At 41.7% G+C, this 14,934-nt stretch carries 8 protein-coding genes; 7 read left to right on the top strand and 1 reads right to left on the bottom strand.

The features are described from left to right. Positions 1-14: 14 nt before the first annotated feature. A complete protein-coding gene (gene sov / locus AC1DQW_RS17810) occupies positions 15-7,052 on the top strand; it encodes a T9SS outer membrane translocon Sov/SprA (RefSeq protein WP_477455318.1) in 7,038 nt (2,345 codons plus the stop codon). A 52-nt stretch (positions 7,053-7,104) separates the two neighbouring features. Here the strand turns inward: sov and AC1DQW_RS17805 are convergent, their stop codons facing one another. Next, positions 7,105-8,910 (bottom strand): hypothetical protein, encoded by a 1,806-nt coding sequence (locus tag AC1DQW_RS17805; protein ID WP_477455317.1) that lies wholly within the window; start codon positions 8,908-8,910, stop codon positions 7,105-7,107. A gap of 154 nt (positions 8,911-9,064) precedes the next feature. Here AC1DQW_RS17805 and miaB point away from each other — a divergent pair, with 154 nt between their 5' ends. The 6 genes from miaB to groES all read left to right on the top strand — a co-directional run bounded on the left by miaB (position 9,065) and on the right by groES (position 14,799). Next, positions 9,065-10,567, top strand: coding sequence for a tRNA (N6-isopentenyl adenosine(37)-C2)-methylthiotransferase MiaB (miaB, locus tag AC1DQW_RS17800; RefSeq protein ID WP_477455316.1), 1,503 nt, complete (start codon positions 9,065-9,067; stop codon positions 10,565-10,567). Positions 10,568-10,669: 102 nt separating this feature from the next. Then, entirely contained in the window at positions 10,670-11,929 is a 1,260-nt protein-coding gene (locus tag AC1DQW_RS17795; RefSeq protein ID WP_477455315.1) for a sigma-54 interaction domain-containing protein, read from the top strand. A 4-nt stretch (positions 11,930-11,933) separates the two neighbouring features. Beyond that, a complete protein-coding gene (locus AC1DQW_RS17790; RefSeq protein ID WP_477455314.1) occupies positions 11,934-12,434 on the top strand; it encodes an LptE family protein in 501 nt (166 codons plus the stop codon). Between the two features lie 21 nt (positions 12,435-12,455). Further along, on the top strand, positions 12,456-13,922 hold the full coding sequence (locus AC1DQW_RS17785) for a hypothetical protein (RefSeq protein WP_477455313.1): 1,467 nt from the start codon (positions 12,456-12,458) through the stop codon (positions 13,920-13,922). Positions 13,923-13,936: 14 nt separating this feature from the next. Beyond that, positions 13,937-14,281: a preprotein translocase subunit SecG gene (secG, locus tag AC1DQW_RS17780; protein WP_477413776.1), complete on the top strand. Its 345-nt coding sequence runs from the start codon at positions 13,937-13,939 to the stop codon at positions 14,279-14,281. 242 nt (positions 14,282-14,523) lie between these two features. Next, the gene (gene groES / locus AC1DQW_RS17775) at positions 14,524-14,799 is read left to right on the top strand and encodes a co-chaperone GroES (protein WP_076375713.1); all 276 of its coding nucleotides are present in this window, start codon (positions 14,524-14,526) and stop codon (positions 14,797-14,799) included. The last annotated feature ends 135 nt before the right edge of the window (positions 14,800-14,934 follow it).

Below are 14,934 nucleotides of genomic sequence, written 5' to 3'. Positions count from 1 at the left end.
TTTCGACTTAACTTTTGATCAGAATATTTACTTATAATATTATTATAAGTGTGTTGTTAATTCTTGCTTTTGGCGGGCTGGGTGGCGCTTTTGCGCAGCAGCCGGTTCCGAACGCTAAGCGTGATACAACTCAAAAAAATGCGCCCCTCAATTTAGCTCAACCCAAAAATGTTAGGCTCAGGGAGGGTATTTTCAGTTCCGACCCTCCGGGCCTGGTACGTACAATTGAATATGATGCTGCATCAAACCGATATATCTTGTATGAGCGTGTTGGTAACTTACTATATCGTCCGCCGCAGTACCTCACCTTTGCCCAGTACTTAAAGTTAAAAGAAAAATCAAACCAACGCAGTTATTACAAACAGCTGGCAGATGATTATGCATACGATTCGCAACAACCCGGCTTTATTCCGGTCATAAAAGTGCGGAGCCGGACCTTTGAGCAGATTTTTGGCAGCCAGAATATAGATATCCGCCCGCAGGGTTCGGCAGAGATGATTTTGGCCGGGCAGGTAAATAAAAATGAAAATCCTTTATTCAACACCAGGCAACGTAGCCAGTTCAATTTTAATTTCGATCAAAAAATCCAGTTAAATGTAACCGGAAATATTGGTGATAAATTAAAGATTACCACCAATTATAATACCGATGCCCAGTTCCAGTTTGAAAACCAGGTAAAATTGGATTATACCGGCTCGCCCGATGAAATCATTCAAAAGATAGAGGCCGGAACGGTTAGTATGCCCCTGCCTACCACATTGATCACCGGTAGCCAGGCGTTGTTTGGTATAAAAACAAAGCTTAAGTTTGGCCGGCTGGATATTACCAGCATTTTATCGCAACAGCGGTCGCAATCAAAAACCATTACCATAACCAATGGATCGCAGCAAGGCGAGTTCAGGCTTACACCTGCAGATTACGAGGCTAATAAGCACTTCTTTTTATCGCAATACTTCCGCAACAATTATAACAAGGCGCTGTCCAATATTCCCATTATCAGTTCAAATATAAACATTACCAAAATTGAAGTTTGGACAACCAACCGCTCCAGTGTAACCACCGATTCAAGGGATATTTTGGCTTTCCTTGACCTGGGCGAAAACAAGCCTTATAACACTACACAGATACAGGGAGGAGCTGGTTTTAGTGGTTTGCCGGCTGGTTTTAAAGGCCCTGGTTTTGCGCAGCAATCAAACTCGTTATTAAACAATTTGCCTGCAGCTGCCCGGCAAACAAATTCAAATGCTGTTGCCGGCTACTTTCAATCAACCGGGAGTACTAATAACTACGCCAAGCTTACCTATGCCCGAAAGCTTACCGATAAGGAATATACACTGCATCCGCAGCTGGGTTATATCTCACTTAATTATCCTTTAAATAATGATGAGGTATTGGCCGTAGCTTACCAATATACTATTAACGGCGTACAGTACCAGGTGGGTGAGTTTAGCAGCGATGTTGCGGTTGACCCTAATACACCAAAGGTATTGTTTGTAAAGTTACTGAAGAATGAGTTGCTTAAAACCAATTTGCCATCCTGGGATCTGATGATGAAAAACATCTATTCGTTGGGTGCATTCCAGATAGCGCCAACCAATTTTAAATTAACCGTTACCAGGCTTGATGATAAATCGGGCATCGAAAAAACGGTGATGGAAGAGGGAGCAAATATCAAGGGCAAATTATGGCTGCAGGTTACCGGCCTTGATAACCTTAACCAGCAAAGCGATAAACACCCCGACGGTTATTTCGATTTTTTGGAAGGCGTAACCATCGATTCGCAAAACGGGCGGATTGTTTTTCCAACAATAGAGCCTTTCGGCTCAGATCTGGCTGCTAAATTCACAGCCGGAGAAGCCGATCTGGCAAAGCGATATGTTTATCAGCCTTTATATGATTCAACCAAAACCATAGCGCAACAGTATTTTCCGGCCCTTAACAGGTATGTGATAAAGGGTACCTATACCTCAACCGGAGGATCGGAATACCAGCTGAATGCGGTGAACATTCCGCAGGGGTCGGTAACAGTAACTGCCGGTCAGCTTAAACTGACAGAAGCTACCGATTATACTATTGATTATAATGCCGGGCGGATACGGATACTTAACCAGGCCCTGCTATCGTCGGGCCAGCCCATCAGCGTAAAACTGGAAAACAATGAGCTTTTTGGCGTACAGCAAAAATCGTTATACGGCTCGAGGTTTGATTATCACGTAAATGATAAACTGGCATTAGGCGGAACCCTTATGCACCTTACCGAGCAGCCTATTACCCAAAATGAAATCGCCGGTGAAGAGTCTATTTCAAACACCATATGGGGTTTCGACGCCAACTACAGTTCGGATTCAAGGATGTTAACCCGGTTGGTTGATAAGATCCCATTTATTCATACCAAGGCCCCGTCGTCGGTTACATTCTCGGGCGAGTTTGCCCAACTGCTGCCGGGTAGCCCTGGCGCGCTAAATTTTGCCGGTTCCAAAAACGGAACTTCGTACCTTGATGATTTTGAGAACAGTCAATCAATTATCGATATAAAGAGTGCCAATGCCTGGCAAATTTCGGGAACGCCACAGCTATTCTCGGAGTCATCTGTGTTTAACGACCTGAGTTATGGCTACAACCGGGCCCGGCTGGCATTTTACAACATCGACCCTATATTTTACACCAATTCCGGTAATATTCCCATGTCCCGGGCCGATCTGTCAAACCATTACGCGAGGCAGGTATTGGAGCAGGAGGTATTTCCATATAAGCAATCAAGCACGGGGCAGCCTTTAACGCTGGCTACGCTGAACATGGCTTTTTATCCAAACATACGCGGACCTTATAACTACACGACAACTGGTTTTAATCCTGATGGTACATTGCAGAACCCTAAATCACGCTGGGGCGGTATGTTCAGGAAACTGGAGACCAACGATTTTGCATCGTTAAACGTATCGTACATCGAATTTTGGGTACTCGATCCTTTTATATACAAACCAAATTCGACAGGTGGGGATCTGTATTTTAACCTTGGCAGTATATCTGAAGATATATTGAAGGATGGCCGTAAAAGTTTAGAGAACAGCTTGCCGGTAAACGGCGATGTGACACAAGTAGACGAAACCAACTGGGGCAGGGTATCAAAGTTGCAGCCGGTTATTAACGCGTTTGATAATAATCCAAGTTCCCGTAAGTTGCAGGATGTTGGTTTGGATGGCTTGAATGATGCTGATGAGCAAACCAAATTTGCCCCAGTAGTAACGCAGGTTAAAGGCCAGTTGAGCGGGCAGGCTGCAACCAGTTTTGCTAATGACCCATCATCTGATGATTACCAGTATTACCAGGGTACGGCCCTTGACCAGGCAAGGTTAGGGATCCTTGACCGGTATAGCAAATATAATGGTACCGATGGCAACTCAAAAACATCAGAACAATCACAAGCCGAACTGGGTATCCAGAACTCGGCATCAACCTCCTTGCCCGATGGGGAAGATATCAACCGGGATAACAACATGAGCCAGGAGGATTCATACTTTCAGTACAAAGTATCTATCCGGCCGGGAGACATGGTGGTTGGGCAGAATAACATCAGCGATAAGGTGACAGCCACAGTAAAGCTGCCTAATGGCACCACACAATCGGTAAACTGGTACCAGTTCAGGATCCCGATAAACGATTACCAGAGTAAGGTAGGTAATATTGAAGATTTTAAAGCTATCCGTTTTATGCGGATGTTCATGACCAATTTTGCCGATACCGCTATATTACGTTTTGCTACACTGGAGCTGGTACGCGGCGAGTGGCGTGCTTTTAATACCGAAAAGAACCCGCTAAACGTAATTGCAGATCCTTCAATAAGTAACCCGCCGATAGATAATTCAACGCTTGATGTACAGGCAGTAAATATTGAGGAAAATGGCAACCGTACACCTATACCCTACGTGGTACCACCAGGCATTCAACGCCAGCGTAATTATAATAACCTGCAAACCAATACCAAGCTGAACGAACAATCATTATCATTAAATGTAAAAAGCCTACGGGATGGCTATTCAAGGGCCGCTTTCCGTACTTTTTTTAACGATCTGCGTAAATATAAACGCGTACAAATGTTTGTCCATGCCGAAGGCGATCTGTTAAAGGATAATGACCTTAACGCGTTTTTGCGTTTAGGGACTGATTACCAGGATAATTATTACGAGTACGAGGTCCCTCTGAAAATTACGCAGCCCGGCACCCGCGACCCTGATGCCATATGGCCTGATGCCAATGCCATTGACCTTGAACTGGGCCTGCTTACCAGGGCCAAGCTTAAGCGTAACCACTCCAATGTTGCCTATAACCAGGTTTTTAAATATACCGAAGGCAACCAGGTAGTTTATTTAAAAGGCCAGCCCGACTTGAGCCGTTTGCGTACCATTATGGTTGGTGTGCGCAATCCATTGAAAAGCGATCAGGCATCGGCCGTAGATGATGGGTTGGATAAAACAGGTACCGTTTGGTTTGATGAGCTTCGCTTAACCGATTTTGACCAGCGCGGGGGTTGGGCGGCAACCGCGAGGCTTGACACCAAGCTGGCCGATTTTGCTGATGTTACAGTATCGGGCAGTAAAACTACAATAGGTTTTGGTACGCTGGATTCAAGACTGAACGACAGGAGCCAAAGTGATGACCAGATATATGACATATCGGCCACTGCAGAACTGGGTAAGTTTTTCCCTGATAAAAGCGGCATCCACATCCCGGCATATATCAATGTGTCATCGCAAAAAAGCATGCCACAATATGACCCTGGCTCGCCGGATATTGAACTAAAGCAATCACTTGCAGCCGCCACAAGCACTAAGGAGCGGGACTCGATAAGAAATGTGGCTGTTGATTATACCATGCGCAAAAGCTTCAACTTTACCAATGTGCACAAGGCCAAAACGAATCCAAATTCACCAAACCGCATCTGGGATGTAGAGAACCTGAACGCCAGCTATGCTTATACCGAGTTTCTGCACCACGATTTTACCACCCAAAATGACGTCGAAAAGTCGTACCGTTTTACACTGGCTTATAATTATACCAATACGCCAAAATATTACAGCCCTTTTGCAAAAATCATCAAGAGTAATTTATTGGCGCTGGCGCGTGATATTAACTTTAGCATACTGCCATCAAGGTTAAACTTTAGTATTAATTTTGATCGTTTTTATTCGGAAAATACCCTGCGGGATAACGACCCTAATAACTTTATCCCCATACCAACAACAACTTTTAACAAATACTTTAACATTACCAGGGTTTATGGGATAGGTTGGAATTTATCAAAATCATTACAGCTGGATATTGATGCCACAAACTTAGCGGTAGTTGATGAACCTGCAGGGCGTATTAATGGTTTAAAACGCGATACCCTTTGGGATAACCTTAAAAAGCTGGGGCGTACCACCAATTACAACCATACCATTAACCTGAATTATACCCTGCCCATCAGTAAAATACCAGGGCTCGACTGGACATCGGTTGTTACCCGTTACAGTACGCATTTTAACTGGCAAACCCAACCGTTGTTTGCCATAAATGACCCATCGTACGATGTAGGTAATAGCATAAGTAATTTGCGGGAAATACAGGTGAACCCAACTTTTAACATGGTTTCGCTGTATAATAAGTTTCCTTTTATCCGCAAGGCTGGTAATCCCAACGCGCCCGGAGGACTAAGTAAAATTTTAATCGGGCTTTTAACCAGTGTTAAAAACCTTAGCGCAACCTATTCGCGAAAGGAGGGTACGTATATACCCGGATACCTGCCGCAATCAGGCTTTTTTGGTCAGAATAGCGATTATAATGCGCCAGGCATAGGGTTTTTGTTAGGTAGCCAAACCGATATACGTGCCAAAGCAGTAGCGAATGGCTGGATCACTACAGATACACTGCAAAACCAATTGTATACTACCTCGCTTAACGAGGATATGCATTTCAGGGGAATAATAGAACCATTTAAAGATTTGCGTATTGAATTGATAGCATTTAAAACACAGGATCATAATTATCAATCGAACTTTAAATACCTGGTTGCTACCAATAGTATCCAAACATTAAGCCCTGTAACTACGGGCAACTACAGCATCTCCTTTTTAACCATTGGTACGGCATTTAAAAAAACAACAGGGGTTAATAATACGTCGCCACTGTTTGAGCAATTACTGACTAACCGTACCATTTTATCGCAAAGGCTGGCTGCTCAAAATCCCAACTCGACGCACCTGGTGGATTCTGCCGGGTTTGTAGATGGGTACGGCCAGAACTCGCAGAATGTATTAGTGCCTGCATTTTTGGCCGCGTATACCGGTAAAAAAGCAACAAAGAGCAGTACTTCACAGTTTCCTAAAATACCTATCCCCAACTGGGATATCAGGTATAGCGGCTTAGCTAAAATTCCATTCTTTGCCGATATTTTTGATTCCTTTGACTTAAGCCATGGTTACCGTTCATCTTACAATGTAAGCGGCTTTACCACCCTGCTGCAATACCAGGAGGCCGCCGGAGCCAGCAGCGCACGCGATTTAAACAACAACTTTTTACCACTGTACCAGTTTTCGCAGGTTACTATATTTGAGCAGTTTGTTCCGTTACTGGGAGCGAGTGCAAGGTTCAAAAACAGCATGACCGCCAATATGGAGTATCGCCAAAGCCGTACACTTAGTTTAAGTTTGCTCAACAGCCAGCTGGCGCAGCAAAACGAACGGATAATTGTTTTTGGTTTCGGTTATCATACCAAAAACTTCCACTTTCCGTTTGGTTTGTTTGCAGGCGGTAGCCCTAAGGATGTAAATTTTAAGCTTGATTTTTCGCTGCGGGATAATAAAACGCTTATTTACCGTGCCGACGTGGAAGCGGCAGAAATATCATCGGGTGCGCAAAATATTACGGTAAGGCCATCCATTGATTATGTGATAAATCAACGTTTTAACCTCAACCTGTTTTACGATTCAAACCTAACAAGGCCTTATACGTCGCAAACCTTTAACACTGCATTTACCAATTTTGGTATCAACCTGAAACTGTTACTTCAATAGTATCAGAAGATAGGGTAGTTTGAAGATTTAAAAATAGTCACCATCAATAATTTCAAATTCTCTTCAATTCCCTGGCGGCTTTTTTCTCGGCTTTCCGTTTTTTGCGTTCAGCCTTTTTAATGAGTCTTTCATGTTTGTTTTTGTTGTGCTCTGCTATTCTTTCATTGGTCGCTCTCTGCGTTTTTTCATCAAGTCCCACAGCTGGTTTTATCCCATCGAGTAATGTTCTCCATAAGGTTTTAAAGAAGGGAGAGTCTTTTGGTCGGCGGTAGTTAACATAAGTGGTTCTTGGCGCCTTCCATATATCATCAGGGTTGTTGTGTTTTATTACAAACAGGTTAGCAAATATCGACATCAACGCTTGTTTTTTTAATTGGTTGTTGGCGGTATCAGCCTTTAAAAGGGATATTTTAAGGTTATTATACAGTAAAGTTACATTGCCCTTAAATGCTTTACTATTAGCCTGGATGTCAAAACTGAATTGCCTGATATCGCCCGATGTGATCTTAACCATAGCCAGGGGTACCGAGACCTGGTTAATTTTATTTGCATCCATAGGGCCTAAAACGCCCTTATAGCTAAATGCTGCATCTTTATCGGTTAAGTTAAACATAAACTGCACATCGAGCCGGCCACGATTCATGAAATAGGTGCTTAGTTTTGCGGCAGTAAAATTATTTTTTTCAATTACTTTTTCATTAGTGGTTATGTTATGGAAATAGCCGCTGGTATTGTTAAAGCTAACCGTGCCTGTTTTTTTTGAATCATTATTAAATTCCGAATACTCAACATTTATATGGCTTAAACGTGCTGTGTCAATACTCAGATCTGCATTTGTTGTGCGGATTATCATATTAGGGAAGGTGCTTATTTTATCAGGAGCGGGTCTTTTTTGTTTATTTGGATTGCCAAACACCCTTAAAGTACCGCCGTTCAGTTCCAGGCTGGATGCCCTTAATACCCGGTATTTGTGGTATCTTAAAAAATCGAAATTATTGAGTCTTAGTGAATCCAGGCCTAAGGTAAAGCGGTCGCTGCGACTTTTGTTGAAGAAAATGTTTGTTTTTGCCGGTTCAAGCTGTAGTCCCTGAATATTTAACCTGGATGTTTGGGTAGATAACCTGAGGTACTTTATTTTATAATCATAAAGCCCGTTTGATGTTTTACCATTATAATTATTTAGTTCGATAATTATATCTTTACAATACAACAGCCGGCTTTTGTCGGTTTGTGTAGCCGAATCAATCAGCAGGTCTGTAGCGCTCAGGTTCATTTCCTTAAGCTCAGATATAACAACTTTATGGCCCGAGTAATCCTCATATTTAAATTTTACATCATTAAAATAGATGTGCTCAACCTGGATGGAGTGCAGGCTTTTGGATATTTTTTGCCACGACGTTTGGTGGTCTTTATCAATAGTGTCTTTTGTATGGTTAAGCTGATAGCTGATATTAAGTTCGGGCTGGTTTAAAATTATTTTACTAATTTTTAACTTATGCCCCAAATAATAGCTAAATGGGTGCACATGCGATAAAATAAGTCGCTTTACATGCAAAGTTACCAGGTTGTTAGGTGCCAGGTGTTGCCTCTTTTTACGGTTAAAAACCGCGGTATCGGGAGTGAGGCTGATATTATAAATGGTTACTTTTCCTTCTAACAAATGCAGTTCGGCATCAGAAAAATCAGCCCGGTACAAGCTGTCGCTACCGGCTAAAACTGCTTCACGCACCTTATTGGCTAAAATGGGCGATAAATACTGATTAAGAATTATAGCAATAAAGAAGATGATAGCAACCGGTATCAACACAAAATTAAATACTATTTTTTGCCACTTATGCTTTAAAAATTTAAGCTTCATTTATGGATGTTCCTTTTGTTTTGATGTATGGCCAGTGGCTTTATACGTATTGATTTAGAAATATAACAATATTTTTTTGATTTTGTTAAATACTGACAATATGTCATTCAGGTATTTAAATTTTGTGTATTTTTGCAAACTAATTTTTAATTAAATGATGGATTTGGTTATTCCGGATAAGGTACATGATGAGAGCAGGCAAGGTGAGGCTTTAGTTTTAGAGCAGCCGGTGACAGGTAAAAACAATGGCCGTAAACTTTATATTGAAAGTTATGGTTGTGCCATGAATTTTAGTGACAGTGAGATAGTTGCATCAATATTGGCCGACCAGGGATTTGAAACAACTGCCGACCATACTATAGCTGATGTTATTTTTATAAATACCTGCTCCATTCGCGAAAATGCCGAGCAACGTGTGCGAAACCGCTTAAAGGAGTTTACCGTTACCAAGGTAAAAAATCCGGGATTGGTAGTAGGTGTACTGGGTTGTATGGCCGAGCGCCTTAAATCGAAATTTTTAGAAGAAGAAAAACTGGTTGATGTAGTAGTTGGCCCGGATGCATACCGCGATTTGCCTAATTTGATTGAGCAAGTTGATAGCGGCCAGAAAGCGGTAAATGTATTGTTATCCCGCGAGGAAACATATGCCGATATAAGCCCGGTGCGTTTAAACAGCAATGGTATTAACGCGTTTGTATCTATAATGCGCGGATGCGATAACATGTGTTCGTTTTGTGTGGTGCCATTTACGCGCGGCCGCGAACGCAGCCGCGATCCACAATCAATAGTGGCGGAATGTGTCGATTTGTTTGATAAAGGTTATCGTGAAGTTACCTTATTAGGGCAGAATGTGGATTCATATAAATGGACAAAGTCTCACCCTGCCTTCTCCAAAGGAGAGGGTGTTGAAGAAGCAAATGAAGTCCTCTCCTTGCGAGAGGATTTAGATGAGGCTCCTGTTACCAATTTTGCCAACCTGTTGGAGATGGTGGCCCTTATTAATCCCGACTTGCGTGTACGTTTTTCAACATCGCATCCTAAGGATATTACTGACGAGGTTTTGCATACCATTAATAAATACGAAAACATTTGTAATTACATTCACCTGCCGGTACAATCTGGAAACAGCCGTATACTGGATATGATGAACCGTACTTATGACCGTGCCTGGTATATGAACAGGATAGATGCAATCCGCAGGATTATTGGCGATTGTGCTATCTCTACTGATGTCATCACGGGTTTTTGTACCGAAACTGATGAGGAGCATAACGATACTGTAACCATGATGGATTATGTGAAATATGATTTTGCCTATATGTTTAAGTACAGCGAAAGGCCCGGTACATTAGCAGCAAAACGTTATACCGATGATATTCCGGAAGAAGTAAAGCAGCAACGTTTAACACAAATTGTAGCCAAACAGCAGGAATATTCATTTTATCGTATGCAGGCACGTATAGGTAAGGTAGAAAAAGTATTGATAGAGGGTTTCTCCAAAAAATCAAACAACGATTATTGCGGCCGCAGCGATCAAAACGCTATGGTAATATTCCCGGTTGGTGAAAATTATAAGCCGGGACAGTATGTTAATGTACTAATCGAGAGAAGTACATCAGCTACGTTGATAGGGAAAGTTATCCCCCAAACCCCCTGAAGGGAGTTACGTCCTGATGCATATTCAGATAACGTGTTGTGGGGTTTAAATAATTAAGGATATAAATAATTAACTAATTCCCCCTTTAGGGGGTTAGGGGGTATGGAAATACAAGAAATAAAACAACGCTTCGGGATCATTGGCAATTCGCCATTGCTTAACCGGGCTATAAATATCGCCAACCAGGTGGCGCCAACAGATATTTCTGTGCTTATTACCGGCGAAAGCGGGAGTGGTAAAGAAGTGTTTTCGCATATTATACACCAGATGAGTCCGCGTAAGCATGGCCCATTCATTGCCGTTAACTGCGGAGCCATACCAGAAGGTACTATTGATTCGGAATTATTCGGACACGAAAAAGGAGCTTATACAGGTGCGGTTGGCGAACGTAAGGGATATTTTGAAACTGTAAACGGTGGTACAATATTTTTAGATGAAATAGCCGAAATGCCTTTGGGCACCCAGGCACGCTTACTAAGGGTACTTGAGTCGGGCCAGTATATTAAGGTAGGTTCGTCAAAGGTCGAAAAAACAAACGTGCGGGTAATTGCCGCTACCAACGTTGATGTATACGAGGCAGTAAAAAGCGGCAAGTTCAGGGAGGATCTTTACTACCGATTAAATACAGTGCCATTAAAGATCCCGCCGTTAAGGGAAAGAAAAGAGGATATCTACCTGCTTTTTAGAAAGTTTACATCCGATTTTACTGATAAATACCGCACACCTCCTATCCAATTAGATGATGAGGCTCAGCAAGTGTTAATTAATTACACATGGCCGGGTAACGTGAGGCAGCTTAAAAACATGGCTGAGCAACTGGCCGTATTGGAGCGTGACCGCATTATTACCGCCCCAACCCTGCTAACTTATATTCCACACGAAACAGGGAACCGCAACTTACCCATGCGTTTAGGCAACCAGGGCAAGGAAGATTTTTCTGAGCGTGATATTTTATATAAAGTGCTTTTTGATATGAAGCGCGACATGGTTGAATTGAAAAAACTGGTGGCTGATATTATTGAACATGGCGGCGTATCAACCAATTATGCCAGTCATTCGCAAACGCTTAACCAGTTATACCGCGATATTGAGCTACCCGGAAATCCCGAAACGCAATTTACTTTACAGCAACCCGTTAATACAAATAATAGCGGCAACAATAGCAACAGCAGCGGTAACGATGCATACAATATTACCCACGAGGCCGAGGAAGTTGAGGAATCATTATCGTTGATTGAGAAAGAATCAGACCTGATCCGTAAGGCATTAAAAAAACATAAGGGTAAACGCAAGCTTGCTGCCAATGAACTGGGTATATCCGAGCGAACATTATACAGAAAAATAAAGGAATTAAATTTATAGGTTGATGAAAAGGTTATCAGGGTTAATAATTGTTATAAGTTTACTATCGTCATGCTATACGCTCAAGAACGCCTCAATACCGCCCGATCTGAAAACCATCAACATTCAGTTTTTTGAAAACAACGCGCCACTTGTGGTTAATAACCTGAGCCAAACGTTTACCGAAGCCTTGAAAGAGCGCATTCGTACCCAAAGCCGTTTAAGCCTGGTACGGGGCGAAGCCGACGCTACTTTGTCGGGGAGTATAATTGGTTATACTATTGCACCAGTATCAATTGAGGCCACTTCAAATAATGCCCCACCAATAGCTGGTGCAAACAGGTTAAGTATAACTGTAAAGGTGAAGTTTGTGTACGATAAGGACAAAAAGCTTAACTTTGAGGAAAGCATGACAAGATTTGCCAATTATAAAGGGGATATTAATTCGCAGGAACAAAACCTAATACAAGAAATTACCAAGCAGTTAACTGAAGATATTTATAACAAGGCCTTTTCTAATTGGTAGGCTTTTTGTAATTTCAACCACGTGGATCAATATTTAAATAACAGGCAAAACGAAGTATTATGGGAGTTACTGGCCAATCCTGCTGATAGCGGCCGGTTGCATAACTATGACTTGCAACAATTGGTTGATGAATATCCACAAAGCGGGATACTTAGGGCTATGCTTGCTCACGCAGGTAATGGCAGCGATTTGAAGCATGCCGCTGTCTATTTTAACCCTGGTTTATTGCATAAGCTAATTAATAATCCCGAAAGCTTAGCTTTAGTTTCTGCTGAGCAAATAGCAGGTCAAAAAAACAACCCCCGGCCTGGTTATTTACAGGATTCAACTATTAAAGAAAACGAAAACTATTTTAATATAGGTACCGCGACTGATACCGAACCTGCAGAAACTATAAATGAACCGGCAAGCCAATTTGAGGCGCCAACCGAAGAGTATAAAGACGAACCGGAAGGAGGCTACCACGATTACATTGAAACCGAACTATCCCTGCCTGTACCTGCGGAGGAGACCTTCGTAATTGCTGAGGAGCCCGGAGTGACTATTAATGACATAAAAGTTGATGACGAAATATCTTCGCCCATAATAGAAGATACCCCTGTTGAACAACCTGGAATAGCTGTAACCCCTAATGGTGAGGGTATTGAGGATGAGGTATTTGACGAAATTGTAGGTATTGAAAATATAAGCTTCGTGGGCCATCCGTCGGAGGCTAAGACTGAAGGGCTGGTTGTGGATAAAACCGCTGGCAGTGAATCAAAGAAGAATAATGGGGATATCAATTTCGAAACAGAAAAATGGATCATAGGCAGCATTGCGGCTACCGATTATTTTATGTTTGATAATTCGATAGCGGATCAAAAAGGTAGTGATAAGCCAATAGGGGAAAGCCAGGGTGCTGTTACTGGTGTGGTTGTACCGGTGACTTCTACAACCGAAGATATTGCACAGGATGCTGAAGCTGTATCAAAGTATAACGATGAAAAAATGCCTTATACCTTTATGTGGTGGCTTGATAAAACACGTAAAGAGTATGCGGCAACTTATCAGCCCTATGCTACGCCGGCGCCACAGGTTAAGCAGCCGGCAATAGCGGCAGAGGAGAAGCAAAAACAGGCGGCCGACGAGTTGCAGCAGCAATACTTTGAAAATATTTTTCATGATAAATCGCTGCTGGATCTTGAAAATGCACCTATGCCCGATGCGCCGGAAGTAAAACGCAAGGAAGATATCATTATTGAAAAATTTATAAAAGAAGAGCCGCAGATACGACCGCCTTCTATAAATAAGCTGGATAACGAAAATAAAGCTAAAAAGAGTTCGGAAGATAAAAACGAACTGGTGAGCGAAACACTGGCCCAGATTTATTCAGATCAGATGCTATATCACAAAGCAATTACTACTTATAGAAAATTGATATTGAAATTCCCGGAAAAAAGCCGTTACTTTGCCATCCAAATTGAACAGTTAGAAAAGAAAACTAATTAATATAAAATAAAGAAATGATCCTTTTAATTATCCTTACCATTATTGTATGTGCTCTTTTAGGGCTTATCGTACTTATTCAAAACCCTAAAGGTGGTGGTTTATCATCTAATTTTTCAAGCTCATCACAATTAATGGGGGTTCAAAAAACCGGCGACTTTTTAGAAAAAGGTACCTGGACACTGGCTATTGTTGTAATGGTTTTAGCATTAGCTATTAACGTGGTTGCAAAAGGCGGTTCGGCAAGCAGTGAAAATCCTGCCCTGCAAAATCAAATTGAAAAAGCATCAAAACCAACTAATACTGCTCCGGCACAGTCTTTACCAACAACACCGGCACCGGCTCCTGTTAAAAAACCGTAATTGTATTACGCGCTTTATATCAAATAAAAAAAGGCTTTGGATATCCCCAAAGCCTTTTTTATTGATATTGCCTTACTGACATGATGACACGGGCAGGTTAAAATAACATTAAGGATAAAAATTAAATTATTCTTTTGCTGCCATTACAACAGTTAAGTATGCCAATATTTGCCATAGCATTTGCTTGGCATAATTGATGAGTAGTTGTGCATGAAACTTAAATAAAATTAAAACATATAACTATGTCATTAAACATTAAACCAATCGGCGACAGAGTGGTTGTAGAGGCCGCAGCTGCCGAAGAGAAAACCGCTTCGGGAATTATTATCCCGGATACCGCTAAAGAAAAACCTCAGCGTGGAACCATCGTTGCAGTAGGCGACGGCAAAGTAGATGAGCCTTTAACAGTAAAAGTGGGTGACCAGGTTTTATATGGTAAATATGCCGGTACCGAAATTACTTATGAAGGTAAAGAGTATTTAATTATGCGCGAATCTGACATTTACGCGGTACTGTAACTAATTATCGAATTATTGAAGAATTGATTTATTGAATCATTCTGTAAAATCAATAATTCTGTAAATTCAATTTAAAACTTAAAACAGCRAATAGTTATTGAATATCGAAAAACTGATTAAATGATATTTGAAATC

This window comes from Mucilaginibacter sp. P5_A4, assembly GCF_056400605.1.
The sequence above is the reverse complement of the archived record's forward strand: the minus strand, read 5'-3'. Positions and strand labels throughout refer to the sequence as shown.